Raw genomic sequence first — 20,544 nt, forward strand, 5'->3', positions numbered from 1 at the left:
AGATGAGCACCAAGGACTACCTGGAAAAGGACTACTACGCCGTCCTTGGTGTGCCCAAGACCGCCACCGCCGAGGAGATCAAGAAGGCCTACCGGAAGCTGGCCAGGCAATACCACCCCGACACCAACCAGGGCGACGCGTCCAAGGAGACCAAGTTCAAGGAGGTCTCGGAGGCTTACGACGTCCTGTCCGACAGCAAGCGCCGCAAGGAATACGACGACGCGCGCACGCTGTTCGGGTCCGGGGTGGGCGGCCAGCGTCCCGGCGGTGGCGGTTTCCCGTTCGACTTCGGTGACCTGTTCGGCGGCACCGGCCAGCAGCAGGGCTCCGGCGGAAGTGCGGGTGAGCGGCTCGGCGACCTGTTCGGCGGGCTGTTCAACCGGGGCGGCACGACGGGCCGCACCACCGGCGCCACCCGGCCCCGGCGTGGTCAGGACATCGAGTCCGAAGTGACGCTGACGTTCACCGAAGCGGTCGAGGGCACCACCGTGTCGCTCAGGCTGACCAGCTCCGCCGCCTGCACCGCGTGCAGCGGCACCGGAGCCAAGGCGGGCACGACCCCCCGGGTCTGCCCCACCTGCGAGGGCACCGGCGCGGCCAGCCGCAACCTGGGCAACTTCGCCTTCTCCGAGCCCTGCCGCGACTGCAAGGGCCGCGGGCTGATCGTGGACAACCCCTGCCCCGTGTGCGAGGGCAGCGGCCGGGCCAAGAGCACCCGCACCATCCAGGCGCGCATTCCCGCGGGGGTGGCCGACGGCCAGCGGGTCAAGCTCAAGGGCAAGGGCGCACCCGGCGAGAACGGCGGCCCGGCGGGCGACCTCTACATCCAGACGCACGTCAAGCCGCACGCCGTGTTCGGCAGGACGGGCGACAACCTGACGATCACCGTGCCGGTGACCTTCACCGAGGCCGCGCTCGGCGCGGAGATCAAGGTGCCGATCCTCAAGGGCATGCCGGTCACGCTGCGCATTCCCGCGGGCACCCCCAACGGGCGCACGTTCCGGGTGCGCGGCAGGGGCGTGACCCGCAAAGACGGCACCAAGGGCGACCTGCTCGCCAGCGTCGAGGTGGTCGTGCCGAAGACGCTCGACGACAAGTCGCGAGAGCTGCTCAACGAGTTCAACAACGCCCACGCGGGCGAGGACCCACGCGCAGAGCTCATTCAGCGAGCCAGAAGCGAGTAGCCGATGGACGCCAACTATTTCGACCTCTCAGACGACACCCCTGTCTATGTGATCTCGGTGGCCGCGCAGCTGTCGGGGCTCCACCCGCAGACGTTGCGCCAGTACGACCGGCTCGGGCTGGTCAGTCCTGGCCGCACGGCGGGGCGCGGCCGCCTCTACTCCACGAGAGACATCATCCAGCTCCGCGAGGTGCAGCGGCTCTCCCAGGAGGAGGGCATCAACCTCGCGGGGATCAAGCGGATTCTCGAGCTCGAGAACGAAGCTCTGCGGCTGCGTGAGGAGGTTCACCGCCTGCGCGCCGAGATGCGGATGGTCAGAGCGCTGATCCGCTACGAGCTGCCACCGGGGGCCTAGAAAGACATGGACTACAAGCTCACCCAGAAGAGCCAGGAAGCGCTCGCGGGCGCCATGAGGCGCGCCGCCGCCGAGGGCAACCCGGAGATCTCCCCGGCTCACCTGATGACCACTCTGCTCTCCCAGACGGGCGGCACCGCCGTGCCGCTGCTCGAGGCCGTCGGCGCCGACTGGCGCACGCTGCGTACGCGCACGGAGGAGCAGCTCGCGGCGCTGCCGAAGGCGCAGGGCGCGACGGTGGGGGCGCCGTCGAGCTCGCGCCAGCTCCTGACGGTGATGAACACCGCCGCCCAGCACGCCAACCGCCTCGAAGACCTCTACGTCTCGACCGAGCACCTGCTGGTCGGCCTGGCCGCCGACGGGGGGCAGACGGCCGAGCTGCTCAGGTCCCAGGGCGCCACGCCGCAGGCGCTGCTCGACGCGTTCGAGAAAGTACGCGGCAACGCCCGCGTCACCAGCGAGACCCCTGAGGACACCTACCAGGCGCTGGAGAAATACGGCGTCGACCTGACCGAGCGGGCCCGCGGCGGCAAGCTCGACCCGGTGATCGGCCGTGACTCCGAGATCCGCCGCGTGGTCCAGGTCCTCAGCCGCCGCACCAAGAACAACCCGGTGCTCATCGGCGAGCCCGGCGTCGGCAAGACCGCGGTCGTCGAGGGCCTGGCCCAGCGCATCGTGGCCGGCGACGTGCCCGAGTCGCTGCGCAACAAGCGGCTCATCTCGCTCGACCTGGGCGCGATGGTGGCCGGCGCGAAATACCGCGGCGAGTTCGAGGAGCGGCTCAAGGCCGTGCTCTCCGAGATCAAGGAGAGCAACGGGCAGATCGTCACGTTCATCGACGAGTTGCACACCGTCGTCGGCGCGGGGGCCGCCGAGGGCTCGATGGACGCCGGCAACATGCTCAAGCCCATGCTGGCCCGCGGCGAGCTGCGCATGATCGGCGCGACCACGCTCGACGAATACCGCGAGCGCATCGAGAAGGACCCGGCGCTGGAGCGCCGCTTCCAGCAGGTCTACGTGGGCGAGCCGTCCGTCGAGGACACGATCGCGATCCTGCGCGGGCTCAAGGGCCGCTACGAGGCCCACCACCAGGTCCAGATCGCCGACAGCGCGCTGGTGGCCGCCGCCGCCCTGTCCGACCGCTACATCACCAGCCGCTTCCTCCCCGACAAGGCCATCGACCTGGTCGACGAGGCCGCCTCGCGGCTGCGCATGGAGATCGACTCCCGTCCGGTGGAGATCGACCAGCTCCAGCGCAACGTCGACCGGATGAAGATGGAGGAGCTGGCCCTGTCGAAGGAGACCGACGAGGCGTCGGTCCAGCGGCTCGAACGCCTGCGCCAGGAGCTGGCCGACCGCCAGGAGGAGCTCAACGCGCTCGTCGGCCGCTGGGAGCACGAGAAGGCCGGGCTCAACAAGGTCGGTGAGCTGAAGAAACAGCTCGACGAGGCGCGCGGCGCGGCCGAGCGGGCCCAGCGCGACGGCGACTTCGAGGCCGCCTCCCGGCTCATGTATGCCGAGGTGCCCCGGCTGGAGCAGGCGCTCAAGGCCGCCTCCGAGGCCGCGCCGCCGGAGAACGCCATGGTCAAGGAGGAGGTCGGGGCCGACGACATCGCCGAGGTGATCTCGTCCTGGACCGGCATCCCCGCCGGGCGGCTGCTGGAGGCCGAGACGGCCAAGCTGCTGCGCATGGAGGACGAGCTGGGCCGGCGCCTCATCGGGCAGCGGCAGGCCGTGCAGGCCGTCTCCGACGCCGTGCGCCGCAGCCGGGCCGGCATCGCCGACCCCGACCGGCCGACGGGCTCGTTCCTGTTCCTCGGGCCGACCGGGGTGGGCAAGACCGAGCTGGCCAAGGCGCTGGCGGAGTTCCTGTTCGACGACGAGCGGGCGATGACCCGCATCGACATGAGCGAATACTCCGAGAAGCACAGCGTGGCCCGGCTGGTCGGCGCGCCTCCCGGCTACGTCGGCTACGAGGAGGGCGGCCAGCTCACCGAGGCCGTGCGGCGGCGCCCGTACACCGTGGTGCTGCTCGACGAGGTCGAGAAGGCCCACCCCGAGGTGTTCGACATCCTGCTGCAGGTGCTCGACGACGGGCGGCTGACCGACGGCCAGGGCCGCACGGTCGACTTCCGCAACACGATCCTCATCCTGACCTCCAACATCGGCTCGCAGTTCCTCGTCGATCCCAAGCTGGAGAACGGCGCCAAGCGCGAGGCGGTCATGGGGCTGGTGCGCAGCTCGTTCAAGCCGGAGTTCCTCAACCGGCTCGACGACGTGATCCTCTTCGACGCGCTCGGCACTGAGGAGCTGTCGCAGATCGTCGACCTCCAGGTCGATCGCCTGGCCCGGCGCCTGGCCGACCGCAGGCTGACGCTGGAGGTCACGCCGGCGGCCCGCGAGTGGCTGGCCCTGACGGGCTACGACCCGCTGTACGGCGCCCGTCCGCTGCGCCGCCTGGTCCAGTCCGCCATCGGCGACAAGCTGGCCAAGTCGGTGCTGTCGGGCGAGGTCGCCGACGGCGACAAGGTCCTGGTCGAGCTGGGCGACGACGAGCTCCTCGTCAAGCGCGCGGCCTGACCCGACCCGGGCGCGACCGGCCCGGCCCTGGTCCGGCCATCCGGCCCAGGCAGGTCGGCCCCGGGCGCGACCGGCAGAGGCGTGCTTCTGAGCCCGGAGATCGAGGCGATCTCCGGGCTCCGGCGTGTCATGCCACGGTCATCGGGCCGCGCAGTCGGTAAGGTTCGCGCCAGCCTTCGGACAAGGAGCCAGCGCCCGCCCCCTCACGCGACTACCTTCGGCGTTCGTCAGATCACCGAAATCGATCGGGGGGACGATCAGTGTCATTCCAGAGGATCCGGAGCACGATTGCGGTGGCCGCTCTGACCGCGGGTGTCAGCTGGCTGTTCGCGAGCTCCTCGACCGCCGAGACCTGCTCCGACCTCGATCCGGGTCTCCTGACTCCCGCCCTGCAAACCAGCTACTGCGACACGCCCGGCGAGCTGCGCCTGAGCGACAACACCGGCGGCAGCCGCATGATCGCCGAAGAGGCCAACCGACTGGCCATGGAGGCCGGGCGACTGGCCAGGCAGCTCGGGCTGACCGGCCTGGCGACGGTCAAGGACGTGATGGGCATGGCCGACCTGGGCGGCGTGGCGGCCACCTGGCACATGCCCTCGCTGACCGCGGCGTCGCCCGCGGTGCTCCCCATGCTGCCGGCGCCGGTCGGGATGGCGGATCTGAACACCATGTCGGCCATGCCCATGCTCCCCACCCTGCCCGCGCTGCCCATCCTGCCGCAGACGCCGCGGCTCCCCCAGCCCCGGTACGAGAGCGCCGAGCCGGGCAAGTCCGCCGCCGACCGGCCCCCCTACGAGGGCAACATCGCCGGCCACGGCATCGGCTCGCCGCTGGACGTCCAGCAGCCGGTCCAGGAGATCGGCGAAAAGGTCCTGAGCGAGCTGCTGCCCAAGGTGGCCGAGGCCGTCAAGGGCAGCTCGGTCCTGCCCGGCGGCGAGGCCATGGGCGGCGGTGGCCTGGGCGGCGGCCTGCTGCCGGATCTCGGACTCGACTGAGCCACCTCGCCGGGCGTGGACCGTGCCTGCCGCGCCCGGCCTCCCTCAGGCGAGGGGCCGCGGTCGCCCGGCCGCGGCCCCTCGCGCCCTGACCACCCGGAACCCGTGCCCGCTCAGGACGTGGCGCGGGACCGGTCCGGCGGGCACGGAACGGGGCGACCACGGGCCACGCCCCCGGGCACGAGACAGGGCCGCCCACGGGCACGTCCGGGCATGGCTCAGCGGGCCCTGCCCGCCGTGGGGCGGGCGGGCCCGGTGCCGGCGGCGGTCGTCAGGAGACCAGCTCGTCCAGCTCGTCCTCGGGGAGACCGAGATCGACCCTGATGCGATAGCGGGTGCGCAGCAGCGCCACCTGCTCCGGGTCGTTCTCGTCACACCGCAGGGCGGCCTGAGTCGCCCATTCGAGCCCTCCTTGGAGGTCTCCGTAGGCGACCAGGGTCTCGGCGATCGTGTGAGCGGTCGCCGTGGAGACGTTCCCCTCCGCGCGTATCGTCTCGATGACCTCCCTGGCCTCATCGGGCCTGTCGAGCTCGAAGAGGGTGTCGGCAATGCCTGCACGCGGGTCGAAGCCCGCCTCGCCGCCGTCCTCGACCGCGCGCTGGAAACACTCCATCGCACGGGCGGGCTGGCCCGCCGCCCGCCACTCCTCGGCGGCCAGGACCAGGATCGATGCCCTGGACACGTCTCCGGAGGAGTAGTCGAGCGCGACGTCGTACAGCCGACTGGCCAAGGAACTGTGGTCGTCGGCCAGCAGGGCCTGCTCGAGCAGATGATCAAGGTGCTCACGGGTCACATGCGCCACACCGCGAGACTACCGAGCCGCCCCGTTCTCCGTCCGGTCAATTGCCATCGCCGGTCTTGCGCAGTTTCGGTCACGGCTTGTGCAAAGATCTGCACAGTACGCGTGTCCGGGCAGGTCACGGGGCATACACCAGTCACTTTGCCGCCACGCGAGCGGAGGGACTGTGATGGCCATGTCCAAGCAGCTGACCTTCATGCTGGCCTGTGCCGTCGTGTTGTCGGCCCTCGTCCCCGGTGTCGCCGGCTATCTGTCGGCCCGGATGGAGTCCATCGAAGCCGCCGAGCGCAACCTGCGGGCGCTGGAGGCGCGGCTGCGGGTCCGGGAGGCCAGGGACGCGCGCCCGATCTCATATCCCGCGCCCTGCCTGCGCACGCCCGGCGCGCCGCTGCCGCCGCGGTTGCAGCAGGTGCCCGCGACGGCGCTCGGGGAGCGCGCGCACGACAGGCGGTGGCTCGGCGACGTGCCCGCCTGGCCGGCCGTCCCGTCGAAGGCCCTGGAAGAGCCCGGCGGCCACTGACCGGCACCACACCGCGCGCCGGCCCGGCCCTGGAGCCCGCTCCAGCGCGGGGATCAGGCCCTGAGCGCGGGGATCCAGGGTGTCAGCGCGGGGACCAGGATCTGAGCTGGCGGGCCAGGAAGCCTCTGATGAGCTGCTTGGCGGCGTCGATCATCTCAGGCCGGCCCTCGGGGTCGCGGCGGAAGGCCAGCTTCAGCACCGCGTCGCCCGCCTCGACGGCCACGAGCACGGCCAGGTCGAGCTCGGGGCTGTCGGCCAGGCCGAACTCCTTCAGCAACAGCCCGCGCAGCCGTCCGGCGATGACGGTGTTGTTGTCGGAGTCGGAGTCGAGCAGGTTGAGGTCGACGGCGTCGCCGAAGTGCAGGCTCTTGAACCCGGCCACCGTCCTGTGCATGTCGACGTAGATGTCGATGATCGCGTCCACGGCCTCCCACCAGCCGCGGTATTCCTCCTCCAGGAACGTGCGGTCGACCCTGCGGACGAACTCCTCGACGTTGCGCCGGGTGAGCTCCTGGGTGATGGCCCGCTTGTCGGGGAAGAACTGGTAGACCGAGCCGATCGCCACGCCCGCCCGCTCGGCTATGCGGGTGGTGGACAGGGCCTCGTAGCCGGCCTCGTCGAGGAGTTCGGCGCACGCGTCGAGCATGCGCTCGACCCGCCGGGCGCTGCGGCGCTGCGCGGGCTGCCGCCTGAGGGCTTTGGGGTGGACGCACTCGTCGTCCATTTGCGGCGAAGACACGGATTCATCTTCTCCTGTATGGGCGATCATTACCCGCCAATTTACGGATTTCCCGGAGGTGCGCTCAACCTGGCCAGCCCGCGCATGATGCGGGGCGATATACGCGATAGGGCATACCCGATTTTCCCCTCCAGATTGACCGGGACGACGGCCTGATTTCTGTGCACGGCCCGCAGAATGTGCGCGGCCACGCGCTCGGGTGGATATCCGCGCCGCGCCAGCGCCCTGACGGCCGCGTCGCGCAGCCCCTCGTCGGTGTACGCGGCGTTGCCCGCGATGCCCGTGGAGACGAACCCCGGGCAGATGGCGCTGACCCCGATGCCCCGCCCCGCCAGCTCGGCCCTGAGACAGTCGCTGAGCATCTTCACGGCGGCCTTGGACACCGAGTACGCGGGCAGCGCCCTGGAGGGCGCGAACGCGGCCAGGGAGGCGACGTTGACGATGTGCCCGCCTTCGCCGCGCTCGGCCATGGCCGCGCCGAAGAGGCGGCAGCCGTGGATGACGCCCCAGAGGTTGACGTCGAGGGTCCTGCGCCAGTCGTCGAGGCTGTGGTCGAGGACCCCACCGGCGACCACGATCCCCGCATTGTTCACCACAATGTCCGGCACGCCATATTCGGAGATGATATTTTGCGAAAAATCTTCCATCTCCTGGGCATCCGCCACATCGACCCGCATCCCCCAGGCCGTACCGCCGAGCTCCCTCTCGATCGCCTCGGCGGCTCTTTTCGCAGCATCAAACGCTATATCTGCGCAAATCACTTCTGCCCCATGCGCCGCGAACGCCCGCGCGGTCGCCCGCCCGATCCCCGACCCCGCCCCGGTCACCACCACCAACCGCCCGCCGAACGCCCCACCGGGTCCCCCGCCGGCCCGCCCGTAGGCGCGCGCCCGCCGCAGCCCCCGGCTCTCGGGCGCGCCCTCGACGTGCTCGACGAACTCGGCGATCATTCCGGCCACCGCCTCGGGCCTGCTCCGGTGCACCCAGTGCCCGGCCGCGATCCTGCGCCGCCAGAGCCGGGGCGCCCACCGCCCCAGCTCCGCCGACAACGCCGGCGTGACGTACGCGTCCCGCGTCGCCTCCACGACCTGCACCGGCACATCGGGCACCCGCGGATCAGACTCATCCCCGCCCGGTACGCCCGCGCCACCCGGCCGGTCCCGCCGCGACCCGTCGCGCCCGCCTCCGGCGCCGCGCCGCCGCCCGTCGCGCCCGCGCAGCAGGCCCGCCAGGTTGCGCCGGTAAAGCCACAAGCCGTTGCGCCCGTCCCGGCCCAGGGTGCCCGCCGGATGCCCGGGGCGGGGCACGACGCCCTCGCGCCGCAGCGCACGGCGTACGATCCCCGGCAGCACCGTGCGCCAGGCCAGCTCGGGCAGCACGGGAAGCTGGAACGCCCCGATGTGCCAGGCCCTGATCCGCTGCGCCATGACGTCGCGCCACCGCCCGTGCCGCATGAAGTGCCCCGCCTGGCGCGGCCCGGGACCGCCGAGGCCGGTGAACGAGGCCAGCCGGTCGCGCGTCTCCTGCCTGCCGAGCGCCTCCCAGCCCTGCATCGAGCCCCAGTCGTGCCCGACCAGGTGCGCCCGGCGCAGGCCCACGGCGTCGAGCACGGCGACCAGGTCGTCCATCAGCCGGTCGAGGCCGTAGTCGCGCCGGTCTCGCGGGACGCTCGACTCGCCCGCCCCGCGCACGTCGTAGCGCACCACGTGGAACCGGTCGCGCAGCAGCGCGGCCACCTCGTCCCAGACGCGGTGCGTGTCGGGATAGCCGTGCAGGAGCAGCACGGCCGGCCTGCCGGGGTCGCCTTCCTCGAAGACCGCCAGCCGCACGTCACCGGACTCGACCCACCGCATGGCGACCTCCTATTGGACGAGTTGTCCAGTAGGATAGATCGTTCAGGGCCGGGCGGCCAGCCCCGTGCAGGCGCGCAGCGCCTTGAAGTCGGCCACCGCCTGGGTCCGCGCGGAGCCCGTCATCGGGATCGGCACGCCGCCCTGGATGGTGGCCGGGGTCCAGGCGTCCTTGAGGATCTTGCGGCCGTTGATCGTCAGCGTGAGCACGCCGGTGCGGCCGGTGGTGTTCGGCGTGGAGTTGTAGAAGACGAAGTTGCCCATGCCGTAATGGACGTAGGCGTTGTCGAGGTAGCCGCCGCCGAGCAGGATGTGCGCGTGCCCGCCGACCACCACGTCGGCCCCGGCCTCGACCAGCTTGGGCGCCAGTGAGCGCTGCGCCTCGTTGGGGCACTTCTGCAGCTCGGTGCCCCAGTGCAGGTGGACGATCACGGTGTCGGAGTTCTTGCGCGCCTGCCGTACCGCGCGCAGCAGGGCCGGCTCGTTCTTCGCCGAGGCCAGCCCGCCCTTGTCGGCGGTGGCCGTCCAGGCCGAGATGAACTCGGCGTCCAGCACCTGGGTGGCGCCGATGATGGCCACCCGGTTGCCGTTCACCGTCTTGCGGAAGGGCCGGTACGCCTGCGCCGCGTTCTCCCCGATCCCCACCACGGGGAACTTGGCCCGCCTGGCCGCCGCCAGCGAGTCGGCCAGGCCGGTCTCCATGTAGTCCATGCCGTGGTTGTTGGCCATGGAGGCGACGTCCACCCCGGCCCCCTTCAGCGCGGTCAGCGCGCTGGCCGGCGCCCGGAACGTGAACTGCTTGCCCGGCGCGGGCGTGCCGCCCGTGGTGATGGCCGTCTCCAGGTTCACCATCGCGAGGTCGGCCTTGCGCAGCACGCCGGCGATGGGCCCGAGCGCCGTGCGCGGGTTGGCCAGCCGCCCGCGCAGCATCCCCTCGAAGTGCACGTCCCCGCCGAAGGCGATCGTGAACGGCCGCCGCTCGGGCGTCGGCTTCTTCGACGGCTCGGCGCTCGCCTGCCGACGGGCCTGCTGCTCGCGCTGAGGCTCCGTCTCCGACGCCGCCGACGAGCACGCGACCAGGGATGCGACGACGGCGATCATCGGGAGGGCACGGGGGAGTCTCATATGCCGCACTTCCGCTCGAATCCTGTTTTACAGAGATTGAGCATGCCATGCAGGTCGTATTACCGTGCAGCCCCCCGGCTGCCCATCAACGCGAGCGGACCCCCCGATCACTCACCAAAGTGGACATCACACGACGGGTCCGGTCGTCGATGGGCGTGTAGACGATCAGCCGGATCTCCGGCACGGCCGTCAGGCTCGTCGTGCTGAAGCGCAGCACCCCGTGCTCCACGTGCTCGAACCCCTTGACCCGCGGCCCCGGGTCCGCCACGTCCTGGCGGGCCCACAACCGGGCGAACTCGGCGCTCTCCGCGCTGAGCCTGCGGATGAAGTCCTGCCAGCAGGGGGAGTCCGCGTGGCGGCTGTAGGCGCCCCTGAAGACGGCCACCATCCGCGCCAGCTCCTGGTCACGCTCCATCAGCCGGGTGGTGGGCGTGCGGTTCAGGCAGGTGTGCCAGAGGGAGTTGCGCTCCCCCTCGGGCGCGCCGACCAGCTCGGGGAAGAGCGCCGCGTACGCGTCGTTCCAGGCCAGCGCGTCGCACCGGCTGTTGGCCACGCAGGCGGGCATCTCGCCGAGCCGGTCGAGGATCTCCCGCATCTCGGGCGTCACCTGACCCGAGTCCGCCGGCACCGGGTCGGCGATCTGCCCGGCCAGCCGGTAGAGGTGGTGCCGCTCGGCGCTGTCCAGCTTGAGCGTGCGCGCGATCGCGTCGAGCACCTGCGTGCTGGCGTTGATCGGGCGGCCCTGCTCCAGCCACGTGTACCAGGTCACGCCCACGCCCGCGAGCTGCGCGACCTCCTCGCGGCGCAGCCCCGGGGTCCGCCTGCGCGGGCCGGGCGCGAGGTCCACCATCTCCGGCGTGATCCGCTCCCGGCGGGTACGCAGGAACGCCGACAGGTCGGTACGCCTTGCCTCTGCCACCGTCATTCCTCCACTATGGGGGCACAAGGCGACATTAACCAGTTACCCTCAATACCAGTATAAAGAGGCTCTCGTTACTGGTACTGACCCTGCGGCAGACTGGCCACCATGTCGCAAACTGCCGCATTCTCCCCTCCTGTGAACACCCAGTCACAGGAGGCGGTTCCCAAGGCCAGCGGCCTGCTCCTGGCGATCATCCTCGTGGGGCAGTTCCTGGCGATCCTGAACGTCAACATCGTGAACGTGGCCACCCCGACCATCGAGGCCGACCTGCACTCCTCGGGCGCCGGACTGCAGATGATCGTCGCGGGATACACCATTGTCTACGCCGTCCTGTTGATCACCGGGGCCAGGGTCGGCGACCTGTTCGGCTACCGCAACGCCTTCCTGGGCGGCCTGGCGGTCTTCACGCTCACCACGCTGGGCGCGGGCCTGGCGCCCACGACGGGCTGGCTGGTGGCCGCGCGGCTGGTGCAGGGCGCCGGGGCCGCGATGATGATGCCGCAGGTGCTGACGCTGATCCAGCGCAACTACCACGGCGCGGCCAGGGGGCGGGCGATCGGCCTGTGGTCTCTGGTGATCAGCGGCGGCATCGTGGTCGGCCAGGCGCTCGGCGGGATCCTGCTGGGCATCGGCCTGGGCTGGCGGATGGTCTTCCTGGTGCTGGTGCCGGTCGGGGCGCTGCTCCTGGTGGCCGGGCTGCGGGTGCTGCCCGCCGACGAGGGCGGCGGCCGGGCCGGGCTCGACCCGCTGGGCCTGGTGACCCTCTCGGCGGCCGTGCTGCTCTTCGTGGTGCCGCTGGTGCTCGGCCGCGACCTCGGCTGGCCCCTGTGGGGCTGGATCTCGATGGGGCTGAGCGTGGTGACGTTCCTGGTGTTCGTGCGCGTCGAGCGGTGGGTGACCGGGCGGGGCGGCCGTCCGCTGGTGGACGCGCGGGTGCTGCGCGCGCCCGGCATGCGGCCCGGCCTCGCGGTCCTGCTGTTCGGCCCCGCCACGTGGGGGGCGTTCCTGTTCACCTCCGCCCTGCACCTCCAGGGCGACCTGCACCTGTCGCCGCTGGCCTCCGGCATGATGCTGGTGCCGTGCGCGCTGGCCTTCGGGCTGGTCGGGCTCGCCTGGCCGCGCCTGCCGCAGCGGCTGCAGCGGCCGCTGGTGCCGTTCGGCTACGTGGTGGCCGCGCCGGCCTACATCGGGCTGGGGCTGGCCGCCGGGGGCGGGCTCGCGTACGCGGTCATGAGCGCCCTCATCGGCGCGGGCCTCGGCGTGCAGGTCGCGGTGACGAACATGGCGACCGAGCGGGTGGAGGACGCGTACGCGGCCGACGCCAGCGGCGCGCTGCTCACCGTGATGCAGCTCGGCCAGGTCATCGGCGTCTCCACCGTGGGCACCCTGTTCATCGCCCTCGACCAGGGCGCGGCCTCGTCGGCCTCGGCCTCGCTGACGACCGCCCTCGCCATGGCGGGCCTGGCCGTGCTGGCCGGCCTGAGCTCGATCTTCCTGGTACGCCGCCGCGCGCCGATCGCCGCCTAGAGTTGGAGAGTTCGTTTTCTTGAATCATTCAGATTTAGGGTAGCCTGGCAGCCATGGGGGACGACGACCTGCTCCGTCAGGCCGGCCTGCGGGTGACCGCGGCCCGGCTGGCGATCATGCGAACGGTCCGCGCCGGCGACCACCCGGACGTGGACGACGTCTATCGAGGCGTGCGTGACCGCGTGGGGCAGGTCTCACTCCAGGCCGTCTACGACTCGCTGCACGCGCTGCACCGGGCCGGTCTCGTACGCAAGATCGAGCCCATGGGCAGCCCGGCCCGCTACGAGGCGCGGGTGGGCGACAACCACCACCACCTCGTGTGCCGGAAGTGCGGCGCCGTCACCGACGTCGACTGCGTGAAGGGCGAGCCGCCCTGCATCACGCCCGTCGACGCGGCCGGCTATGCCGTGGACGAGGCCGACGTCACGTTCTGGGGCGTCTGCCCGAGCTGTCAATGATGATCATTCGGAGGATCGCGCTATGACGACCAGGCCTGTCACGACCGATGACGCGGGCATCCCCGCGCCGAGCGACGCCCACTCGCTCTCCGTCGGCCCGAACGGCCCCCTGCTGCTTCAGGACCATTACCTGATCCAGAAGATGGCCCACTTCAACCGGGAGCGCGTCCCCGAGCGCGTCGTGCACGCCAAGGGCGGCGGCGCCCACGGCATCCTGCAGATCACGGAGGACGTCAGCCAGTTCACCAAGGCCAAGCTCTTCCAGAAGGGCGTCGAGACCCCGCTCTTCCTGCGCTTCTCCACCGTCGCCGGCGAGAACGGCAGCGCCGACACCGCCCGCGACCCCCGCGGCTTCGCGCTGAAGTTCTACACCGAGGACGGCAACTACGACATCGTTGGCAACAACACGCCGATCTTCTTCATCCGCGACCCCAGCAAGTTCTCCGACTTCATCCACAGCCAGAAGCGGCGCGCCGACAACCACCTGCACGACCACAACATGCAGTGGGACTTCTGGACCCTGTCGCCCGAGTCGGCGCACCAGGTCACCTTCCTGATGACCGACCGCGGCACCCCCGCCACCTGGCGGCACATGCACGGCTTCGGCTCGCACACCTTCCTGTGGTACAACGCCGCCGGCGAGAAGTTCTGGGTCAAGTACCACTTCAAGACCGAGCAGGGCATCCAGAACCTCACCGCCGCCGAGGCCCTGGCCCTGCAGGCCACCGACCCCGACTACCACACCCGCGACCTGTTCGAGGCGATCAAGCGGGGCGACCATCCGTCGTGGACGGTCAACGTGCAGATCATGCCGTTCGAGGCCGCCGCCGACTACCGGTTCAACCCCTTCGACCTGACCAAGGTGTGGCCGCACGGCGACTACCCCGAGATCACGATCGGCCGCTTCACCCTCAACCGCAACCCCGGCAACTACTTCGCCGAGGTCGAGCAGTCGGGCTTCGAGCCGTCGAACCTGGTGCCGGGCATCGGCGCCTCCCCCGACAAGATGCTCCAGGGCCGGCTGTTCTCCTACCCCGACGCGCACCGCTACCGGATCGGCCCCAACTACCTGCAGCTGCCGATCAACCAGCCGCGCAACCCCGTCCACAGCTACAACTTCGACGGCCCGATGACCTTCCGCAACCCGCAGGACCCGGTCTACGCCCCGAACACGGCCGGCGGCCCCGCCGCCGACCCGTCGCCGTACGAGGGGGAGCACTACCACGTCACCGGCGAGATCATCCGCTCCGCCTACACCCTGCACGCCGAGGACGACGACTACAGCCAGCCGCGCGCCCTGTGGGAGAACGTGCTGTCCGACACCGACCGCACGAACCTGGTGAGCAACGTCGTCGGTCACGCCTCGGCCCCCGAGGTCACCGGTGACATGAAGAGGCGAGTCGTGGAGTACTGGACCAACATCCACAAGGACCTCGGCCAGCGCGTCGCCCAGGGCCTCGGCCTGGCCTGACCACGACGCGGCGCCCCGGAGCCTCGTCATGGTGACGGCACGACAACGGCCGGCGTCCCCTTTTGCGGGGGACGCCGGCCGTTTCGTGTTCCGGTCGTCGGCCCGGGAAATCCGGCTCCCCGGGAAACGGCGCTTTCCGGTGAACCGCTCGTTCGCGGCCGGGAAAGGATTTCCACCGGAAGGCCGCGCCGCGCTTTATGTGCACGTTATGTGCACGGCCCCGCGAGTCGCGCCCGCCAGGGCCGTCCGGCGTTATGCGCCGGCTACGCGCGCGGCGGCCAGGTCGAACTCGCCACTACGCACCCCGGCCGTGAACGCGTCCCACTCCGCCGGCGTGAAGACCAGCACGGGACCGTCCTTCTCCTTGCTGTCCCGCAAGGCGACATTGCCGTCGGCCAAGGGGGCGACCTCGACGCACGCTGCCGCACCGTTGCAGAAGCTGCTCTTCCGCCAGGCCACCGTCTTAGTGTGGTTGTACATTTGCTCCCCAAATGGTTAAAGGGGCACCGTTGCCCCTTTCTGAGGTTTTGTCGCTAACGTCGCCACAACATGGCTTTACGCTGAATGAGGACGCGCGACTCGTCCTCGTCCAGCGCCTCCGATCGGATGTTATCGAAAGCCGCTTCGTATCCCGCCACCAGCTCGAGGTCTTCGACGAAGTGGGCGCTGTAAAGCTGCTCCAGATAGACGACATCATCAAAACCAGAGAACTTCAGATGAATGAACGCGCCGGTGTTGACCGGATGGAGCGAATCTAGCGTAAGAACCTGCACACTCACATGCGGCAGCATGGAGAGCTCCAGGAGATGCTCCATCTGCTCGCGCATGACCGACGGCTCGCCGAAGCGCCGCATCAGCGCCGACTCGTCGAGGACCACGGTCAGGGCACAGGGATCGGGCCGGCGCAGCACGCGCCGCTGCCTGTCGAGGCGGGCTTCGACCCGGCTCCTGACACCGCTGTGCGTGATGCGGGCGATGCCGCGGGTCGCCAGGATCACTTCCCTGGCGTAGTCCTCGGTCTGCAGCAGGCCAGGCACGATCTGGGGTTCCCAGTCGCACTGGAATGTCGCCTCAGCCTCCAGCCCGAGAAATCTTGTGTACTCCCCGGGCAGGGTGTCCTCGTAATCCTCCCACCACCCACGCTGCTCCGCATCCCGCAGGAAACCGAAAAGCTCGTCAAGCTTCTCCCCGTCCACGCGGTAGAGCTGCGCGAGGGCCTTGATGTCGGCCGAGCTGGGCATGGTCTTGGCGGCCTCGATGCGGCTCACCTTGCTGGGGGACCAGCCGAGGTCCTTGGCGACCTTGGAGCCGGTGAGCTTCCTGCGCTCTCTGAGGAGGCGTAGCTCCTGGCCCAACCGGAGTCGCCGAACTGTTGGACTGCCCTGCTGCGATGGCACCGTCCACACTCCTTCTCGGGAATGAAGGTGTAGCCGGAAGGGACCGTTTGGAGCCCGGCCGTTTGGGCCGTTCGTCCAATCTTACACTGCAAGTTGCATGTACCGTGCCGCACAGCCTTGCCAGAAGGCTTTCATGGGCGGAGCGTAGGAGCAAGGACGAGCTCCACGCCATCGCGAGATCGGGGAGCTTACCCCTGCACAACCCACCCGCGAGGTTTGTCGTGCAAGTTGCACAGCAAGGGACGAAGAAAAGGAAATCTTCCCTTGCTCGATGTATTGCAGCATTGACGGCCACGGGGGACGATCAGAGCGGAAGGTTCATCCAGTGGGGAGGAGGCCGGAGATGACGACACGGCCCACCACGGCGAGCCTTCCCGTCACGCTCGCGCGCCCGCTCCAGGGCCGCATCCCCGGCAACGTCGCCGTCCCGGAAACGAAACTCCACCCCAGGGAGGCCACTTGCCGGAAGGATCTCGACACCGCCTGAAGCACATCGCGCGACGTCGCTCGTACGAGCACACAAAAGCCGGGCCGAGGCTGACCACCACCTGCCGCATCTGGGCTGCCACCCTGCGGCGAGACCGGTCATCAGCCGTCGGACCGGCGAAGAAGCCACCTCTAAATGCCGCGAAAGGGGTCTTCTATGTACACACAAGGTACCAAGGGGCTCAGGCGAATCAAGTCCTGGATCCAGGATCTCGTCGCGTCGGCCGACTACCGCATCTGCGTGGAGCCTGACGAGTTCGCCTATCGCATGAGCTGGACCGTGACCAAGACGGGATTCGGCTCGCGACGCTACCGGGACCCGCGCTTCGACCAGCTCCGCCTGCCGAGCAAGGTGACCGAGGAGGTGTCCTGACATGTCGAGGAATCCGCGCAACCAGATCTACCCGGCCAACGAGGACCTTCCCGCCGCCGGCCGCGCCGGCGGCCCGGTCAGGCTCTGGCGGGCCCGCGCGGAGCTGATGCTGCTGGCCGGGCTGGCGCTGTTCGTCATGACCCTGCTGGGGGCCGCGCAGGAGGGCCGGTGGATGCCCTTCGTCCTGCTGACCAGCGCCGTCTCGGTGCCGGCCGCCACCAGGATCGGCCGCAACTGGATCACGGCCCACTTCTGGTGCGTGGTCTCCCGGCACCGCCTGCAGCGGGTCTGCCTGGAGACCACCATGCACACCAGGGCCGGCCGCATCCCGCTGGTGCTGTGGATCACGCCGACGACCACCGGCGAGAAGGCGCTGATCCTGGTCAGGGCCGGCATCAGCGCCGAGGAGTTCGAGGCGTACGGCGAGGAGATCGCGGCGGCCTGCTGGGCCCGCGGCGTGAACGTCTACCGGCACCGCACGCGCGCCCAGTTCCTGATCGTGGAGATCGTCAGGCGCGACGAGGCGCCGGGCGCGGTCTCCCCCGGGCTGGACCGCCTCTACGGCCGGCGGGCCTGGGTCTCGGTGAGACCCGACCTCGAGGAGCCGCCTGATCTGCGCGCCGGGGTGGCGCTGCCCCAGGCGGGCTGAAGACCGGGGAACCGGGACATTCCCTGGATCGCAAGCCCCGGAGACCGCGGGGGCTCCGGGGCTTGCCCATGCCCGGACACCGGAAGCCTCGCGCCGGAAGCCCGCTGCGCCCGCCGCCGGAGACCGGCCGCCGGAAGTCCCCCCGTGCCCGCCCGCCGGAAGTCTCCCCCGTGCGCGCCCGCCGGAAGTCTCGCTGTACCCGCCCGCCAGGGGCTTCCCCGGGGCCGTGGTCCGCGCCAAGATGAGTTCATCTGGCGAACTCAGGAGTCGTGATGACGTCGACCGTGCACCGGACCTGCCCCCTCTGCGAAGCCGTCTGCGGCCTGACCCTCACCCTCGACGCGGGCGGACACGTGACCAGCGTCCGAGGAGACAAGGACGACCCGTTCAGCAAGGGGTTCATCTGCCCGAAGGGGGCCAGCCTCGGCCGGCTCGACGAGGACCCCGACCGGCTGCGCAAGCCGCTGATCAGGGAGGGCGACCTCTGGCGCGAGGCCGGCTGGGACGAGGCGTTCGCCGCCGTGCGGGCCGGGCTCGACCGCGTCGCCGACCGCGCCTCCGTCGGGGTCTACCTCGGCAACCCGAACGCCCACACCATGGCGGGCGCCCTGTACGCCCGGCCGCTGATCAGGGCGCTCGGCACCCGCAACGTCTTCTCCGCCAGCACCGCCGACCAGATGCCCAAGCACGTGGCCAGCGGGCTCATGTTCGGCCATCCGATGGCCGTCCCGGTGCCCGACCTCGACAGGACCGACCACCTGCTGATGCTGGGGGCCAACCCGCTGGAGTCCAACGGCTCCCTGTGCACCGCGCCCGACTTCCCCGGCAGGCTCAAGGCGCTGCGCCGGCGCGGCGGCCGGCTGGTCGTGGTCGACCCGCGCCGCACGCGCACCGCCGCGCTGGCCGACGAGCACGTCTTCATCCGTCCCGGCACGGACGCGTACCTGCTGTTCGGGCTCGTCCACACGCTGTTCGCCGAGGACCTGGCCAGGCCCCGGCACGAGGTCAACGGGCTGGCCGAGGTGCGTGAGGCGGCCAAGCACTTCCCGCCGGAGGTCGTGGCCCGGCGTACGGGGGTGCCGGCCGAGGTGGTGACGCGGCTGGCCAGGGAGCTGGCCGCGGCGCGCACGGCCGCCGTGTACGCCAGGATGGGCACGTGCACGGCCGAGTTCGGCACGCTGGCCCAGTGGCTCGTCGACGTGCTGAACGTGCTGACCGGCAACCTCGACCGGCCGGGCGGGGCTATGTTCGCCAAGCCCGCGACCGAGTTCGCCGCGCGCCGCCGGCCGTACACGATGGGGCGGTGGAAGAGCCGGGTCAGGGGGCTGCCGGAGGCGAACGGCGAGCTGCCCGTGGCCACGCTGGCCGACGAGATCGAGACGCCCGGCGCGGGCCAGATCCGGTTCCTGCTCACGATCGCGGGCAACCCCGTGCTGTCGGCGCCCCACGGCGACCGCCTGGACGCGGCCTTCCGGGGGCTCGACTTCATGGTGAGCGTGGACCCGTACCTGAACGAGACCACCAGGCACGCGAACGTCATCCTGCCCCCGCCCCGGGTCCTGCAGTCGGGGCACTACGACTTCACGCTGCTCGGCTTCGCGGTGCGCAACTACGCGCGCTACTCGCCGCCGCTGCTCCCGCTGGACGAGCGGCCGTCGGAGGCCCAGATCCTGGCCCGGCTGACCATGATCGCCTCGGGACGGGAAGGCGACCCGGACGCGTTCGTCATCGACGACCTGCTGGACAAGGCCACGCGGACGCCCGGCTCCGGGGTCGAGGGGCGCGACGTCGCGGAGCTGCGCGACCTGCTGGACGGCGAGACGGGCGGCGAGCGGCGGCTGGACCTCATGCTGCGGCTCGGCCCGTACGGCGAGTGGGCCGGCAAGGGCGACCTGTCGCTGCGCAAGCTGCTCGACCACCCGCACGGCCTGGACCTCGGCCCCCTGGAGCCGCGCCTGGACGAGGTGCTCACGACCGCCTCGGGGCTGATCGAGCTGGCGCCGCCGCAGCTCATGGAGGACGTGGAGCGGCTGCTCGGGAAGCTGGCGGAGGAGCCGCCGGAGATGGTCCTCATCGGGCGGCGCCACCTGCGCTCCAACAACAGCTGGATGCACAACGTGGGCCCGCTGGTCGGCGGCAGCAACGCGTGCACGCTGCAGATCCACCCGGCCGACGTCGCCCGGCTCGGGCTGGCCGGCCAGGCGGTGGTGCGCTCGGCGAAGGGCCAGGTCACGGTGCCGATCGAGGCCACCGACACGATCATGCCGGGCGTGGTCAGCCTGCCGCACGGCTGGGGCCACGCGGGCAGCGCGCAGAGCGTGGCGGCCGAGCACGCGGGCGTCAGCGCCAACGCGCTGACCGACGAGAGCGCCGTCGATATCCCCAGTGGTAACGCAGTGTTCAACGGAGTTCCGGTCACGATTTCACCAACCGGGGTGATCACCGCACATTAGGGTGTCGCGCGTGACTATCGCACCAGAAGAGGACCGCCTGAACGCCCAGATCGCCTTCGCCATCGAGATCGACAAGTTGAAGCGGATCATCCGCCGCAACCATCTCATCGACGGCTCGCGACGGGAGAACACCGCTGAACACTCCTGGTACGTGGGCACGTTGGCGATGGTCCTCGGAGAGCACGCCCCACCCGGCACGGACCTCCAGCGGGTGGTGGCCATGCTCCTGGTGCACGATCTGGTCGAGATCGACGCCGGTGACACCTTCATCTATGACGCGGTGGCGGTGACGGCCCAGGCCGAGGCCGAGCGGGCCGCCGCCGACCGCATCTTCGGCTTGTTGCCCGCCGAGCAGGGCGCGTGGATGCGCGAGTTGTGGGACGAGTTCGAGGCCAGGAAGACGCCGGAGGCGAGGTTCGCCAAGGCGCTTGACCGTTTTGCCCCGATCCTGGCCAACCACCACACCGACGGCGGCACGTGGCCGCTGTTCAAGGTGACGGCGACGCAGGTCAAGGAGAAGGTGCGGATCATCGAGGAGGGCTCGCCGTCGCTGGGCGCGTACGCGCTGGAGCTCGTCGAGCTGTCCGTGGCCCGGGGGCACCTGTCCGAGTGATCCCCACATGGCGGGGGTAGGGGACTTGTCGTGAAAGAGACAGTACGAG

Annotated in this window: 19 protein-coding genes and 1 pseudogene; 13 read left to right on the plus strand and 7 right to left on the minus strand. The window is 70.5% G+C overall.

Features of this window, described 5'->3' with window-relative positions:
- The first annotated feature begins 2 nt into the window (after window positions 1-2).
- The 4 genes and pseudogenes from dnaJ (at window position 3) to IO39_RS29440 (ending at window position 5,113) form a co-directional block, all read left to right on the plus strand.
- Window positions 3-1,184 (plus strand): molecular chaperone DnaJ, encoded by a 1,182-nt coding sequence (dnaJ, locus tag IO39_RS29425; protein ID WP_043629772.1) that lies wholly within the window; start codon window positions 3-5, stop codon window positions 1,182-1,184.
- 3 nt (window positions 1,185-1,187) lie between these two features.
- Window positions 1,188-1,511 (plus strand): annotated as a pseudogene (locus tag IO39_RS29430) (heat shock protein transcriptional repressor HspR); the annotation flags it as partial.
- A 33-nt stretch (window positions 1,512-1,544) separates the two neighbouring features.
- A complete protein-coding gene (gene clpB / locus IO39_RS29435) occupies window positions 1,545-4,118 on the plus strand; it encodes an ATP-dependent chaperone ClpB (protein WP_043629779.1) in 2,574 nt (857 codons plus the stop codon).
- A 293-nt stretch (window positions 4,119-4,411) separates the two neighbouring features.
- Window positions 4,412-5,113 carry a hypothetical protein gene (locus IO39_RS29440; protein WP_043629781.1) on the plus strand — a complete coding sequence of 234 codons (702 nt, stop codon included), beginning with the start codon at window positions 4,412-4,414 and terminating at the stop codon, window positions 5,111-5,113.
- A gap of 271 nt (window positions 5,114-5,384) precedes the next feature.
- Here the strand turns inward: IO39_RS29440 and IO39_RS29445 are convergent, their stop codons facing one another.
- Window positions 5,385-5,915: a tetratricopeptide repeat protein gene (locus tag IO39_RS29445; protein WP_245642345.1), complete on the minus strand. Its 531-nt coding sequence runs from the start codon at window positions 5,913-5,915 to the stop codon at window positions 5,385-5,387.
- Between the two features lie 172 nt (window positions 5,916-6,087).
- Here IO39_RS29445 and IO39_RS29450 point away from each other — a divergent pair, with 172 nt between their 5' ends.
- Window positions 6,088-6,432, plus strand: coding sequence for a hypothetical protein (locus tag IO39_RS29450; RefSeq protein ID WP_157549036.1), 345 nt, complete (start codon window positions 6,088-6,090; stop codon window positions 6,430-6,432).
- 82 nt (window positions 6,433-6,514) lie between these two features.
- On the opposite strand, the gene IO39_RS29455 is transcribed toward IO39_RS29450, so the two are convergent.
- The 4 genes from IO39_RS29455 to IO39_RS29470 all read right to left on the minus strand — a co-directional run bounded on the left by IO39_RS29455 (window position 6,515) and on the right by IO39_RS29470 (window position 11,065).
- Window positions 6,515-7,156, minus strand: coding sequence for a TetR/AcrR family transcriptional regulator (locus tag IO39_RS29455; RefSeq protein WP_043629787.1), 642 nt, complete (start codon window positions 7,154-7,156; stop codon window positions 6,515-6,517).
- A gap of 56 nt (window positions 7,157-7,212) precedes the next feature.
- Window positions 7,213-9,024 (minus strand): SDR family oxidoreductase, encoded by a 1,812-nt coding sequence (locus IO39_RS29460; RefSeq protein ID WP_043629790.1) that lies wholly within the window; start codon window positions 9,022-9,024, stop codon window positions 7,213-7,215.
- Window positions 9,025-9,066: 42 nt separating this feature from the next.
- Window positions 9,067-10,146 carry a CapA family protein gene (locus IO39_RS29465; protein WP_043629793.1) on the minus strand — a complete coding sequence of 360 codons (1,080 nt, stop codon included), beginning with the start codon at window positions 10,144-10,146 and terminating at the stop codon, window positions 9,067-9,069.
- Window positions 10,147-10,231: 85 nt separating this feature from the next.
- Window positions 10,232-11,065 (minus strand): helix-turn-helix transcriptional regulator, encoded by an 834-nt coding sequence (locus IO39_RS29470; protein WP_211267214.1) that lies wholly within the window; start codon window positions 11,063-11,065, stop codon window positions 10,232-10,234.
- Window positions 11,066-11,203: 138 nt separating this feature from the next.
- On the opposite strand from IO39_RS29470, the gene IO39_RS29475 reads away from it, so the two are divergent.
- Genes IO39_RS29475 through IO39_RS29485 form a run of 3 tightly spaced genes read left to right on the plus strand, consistent with a single transcriptional unit; the run spans window position 11,204 to window position 14,524 of the window.
- The gene (locus tag IO39_RS29475; RefSeq protein ID WP_043629799.1) at window positions 11,204-12,595 is read left to right on the plus strand and encodes an MFS transporter; all 1,392 of its coding nucleotides are present in this window, start codon (window positions 11,204-11,206) and stop codon (window positions 12,593-12,595) included.
- Window positions 12,596-12,648: 53 nt separating this feature from the next.
- Entirely contained in the window at window positions 12,649-13,053 is a 405-nt protein-coding gene (locus tag IO39_RS29480; RefSeq protein WP_043629802.1) for a Fur family transcriptional regulator, read from the plus strand.
- Between the two features lie 22 nt (window positions 13,054-13,075).
- Entirely contained in the window at window positions 13,076-14,524 is a 1,449-nt protein-coding gene (locus IO39_RS29485; RefSeq protein WP_043629805.1) for a catalase, read from the plus strand.
- Window positions 14,525-14,776: 252 nt separating this feature from the next.
- On the opposite strand, the gene IO39_RS29490 is transcribed toward IO39_RS29485, so the two are convergent.
- Window positions 14,777-15,004 carry a DUF397 domain-containing protein gene (locus tag IO39_RS29490; RefSeq protein ID WP_043629808.1) on the minus strand — a complete coding sequence of 76 codons (228 nt, stop codon included), beginning with the start codon at window positions 15,002-15,004 and terminating at the stop codon, window positions 14,777-14,779.
- Window positions 15,005-15,057: 53 nt separating this feature from the next.
- Window positions 15,058-15,921: a helix-turn-helix domain-containing protein gene (locus IO39_RS29495; RefSeq protein WP_043629812.1), complete on the minus strand. Its 864-nt coding sequence runs from the start codon at window positions 15,919-15,921 to the stop codon at window positions 15,058-15,060.
- A gap of 343 nt (window positions 15,922-16,264) precedes the next feature.
- Between IO39_RS29495 and IO39_RS54950 the strand changes: the two genes are divergently transcribed.
- The 5 genes from IO39_RS54950 (at window position 16,265) to IO39_RS29515 (ending at window position 20,495) form a co-directional block, all read left to right on the plus strand.
- Window positions 16,265-16,408, plus strand: a complete 144-nt coding sequence (locus tag IO39_RS54950) for a hypothetical protein (RefSeq protein ID WP_157549038.1) — start codon at window positions 16,265-16,267, stop codon at window positions 16,406-16,408.
- A 156-nt stretch (window positions 16,409-16,564) separates the two neighbouring features.
- Window positions 16,565-16,780 carry a hypothetical protein gene (locus IO39_RS29500; RefSeq protein WP_043629815.1) on the plus strand — a complete coding sequence of 72 codons (216 nt, stop codon included), beginning with the start codon at window positions 16,565-16,567 and terminating at the stop codon, window positions 16,778-16,780.
- A gap of 1 nt (window position 16,781) precedes the next feature.
- Window positions 16,782-17,429: a hypothetical protein gene (locus IO39_RS51110; protein ID WP_052423532.1), complete on the plus strand. Its 648-nt coding sequence runs from the start codon at window positions 16,782-16,784 to the stop codon at window positions 17,427-17,429.
- Between the two features lie 272 nt (window positions 17,430-17,701).
- The gene (locus IO39_RS29510) at window positions 17,702-19,882 is read left to right on the plus strand and encodes a molybdopterin-dependent oxidoreductase (protein WP_043629818.1); all 2,181 of its coding nucleotides are present in this window, start codon (window positions 17,702-17,704) and stop codon (window positions 19,880-19,882) included.
- A 1-nt stretch (window position 19,883) separates the two neighbouring features.
- Window positions 19,884-20,495 carry an HD domain-containing protein gene (locus tag IO39_RS29515; protein ID WP_084773687.1) on the plus strand — a complete coding sequence of 204 codons (612 nt, stop codon included), beginning with the start codon at window positions 19,884-19,886 and terminating at the stop codon, window positions 20,493-20,495.
- Window positions 20,496-20,544 lie beyond the last annotated feature (49 nt).

The sequence above is a fragment of the Nonomuraea candida genome (assembly GCF_000725485.1).
In the GTDB taxonomy this organism is placed as follows: domain Bacteria; phylum Actinomycetota; class Actinomycetes; order Streptosporangiales; family Streptosporangiaceae; genus Nonomuraea; species Nonomuraea candida.

Bases quoted from the DNA above. Each gene is read 5' to 3' on its own strand.
- dnaJ (WP_043629772.1), top strand. From the start codon at position 3: ATGAGCACCAAGGACTACCTGGAAAAGGACTACTACGCCGTCCTTGGT.
- clpB (WP_043629779.1), top strand. From the start codon at position 1,545: ATGGACTACAAGCTCACCCAGAAGAGCCAGGAAGCGCTCGCGGGCGCC.
- IO39_RS29450 (WP_157549036.1), top strand. From the start codon at position 6,088: ATGTCCAAGCAGCTGACCTTCATGCTGGCCTGTGCCGTCGTGTTGTCG.
- IO39_RS29455 (WP_043629787.1), bottom strand. From the start codon at position 7,156: ATGGACGACGAGTGCGTCCACCCCAAAGCCCTCAGGCGGCAGCCCGCG.
- IO39_RS29460 (WP_043629790.1), bottom strand. From the start codon at position 9,024: ATGCGGTGGGTCGAGTCCGGTGACGTGCGGCTGGCGGTCTTCGAGGAA.
- IO39_RS29465 (WP_043629793.1), bottom strand. From the start codon at position 10,146: ATGAGACTCCCCCGTGCCCTCCCGATGATCGCCGTCGTCGCATCCCTG.
- IO39_RS29480 (WP_043629802.1), top strand. From the start codon at position 12,649: ATGGGGGACGACGACCTGCTCCGTCAGGCCGGCCTGCGGGTGACCGCG.
- IO39_RS29485 (WP_043629805.1), top strand. From the start codon at position 13,076: ATGACGACCAGGCCTGTCACGACCGATGACGCGGGCATCCCCGCGCCG.
- IO39_RS29490 (WP_043629808.1), bottom strand. From the start codon at position 15,004: ATGTACAACCACACTAAGACGGTGGCCTGGCGGAAGAGCAGCTTCTGC.
- IO39_RS54950 (WP_157549038.1), top strand. From the start codon at position 16,265: ATGACGACACGGCCCACCACGGCGAGCCTTCCCGTCACGCTCGCGCGC.
- IO39_RS29500 (WP_043629815.1), top strand. From the start codon at position 16,565: ATGTACACACAAGGTACCAAGGGGCTCAGGCGAATCAAGTCCTGGATC.
- IO39_RS51110 (WP_052423532.1), top strand. From the start codon at position 16,782: ATGTCGAGGAATCCGCGCAACCAGATCTACCCGGCCAACGAGGACCTT.
- IO39_RS29510 (WP_043629818.1), top strand. From the start codon at position 17,702: ATGACGTCGACCGTGCACCGGACCTGCCCCCTCTGCGAAGCCGTCTGC.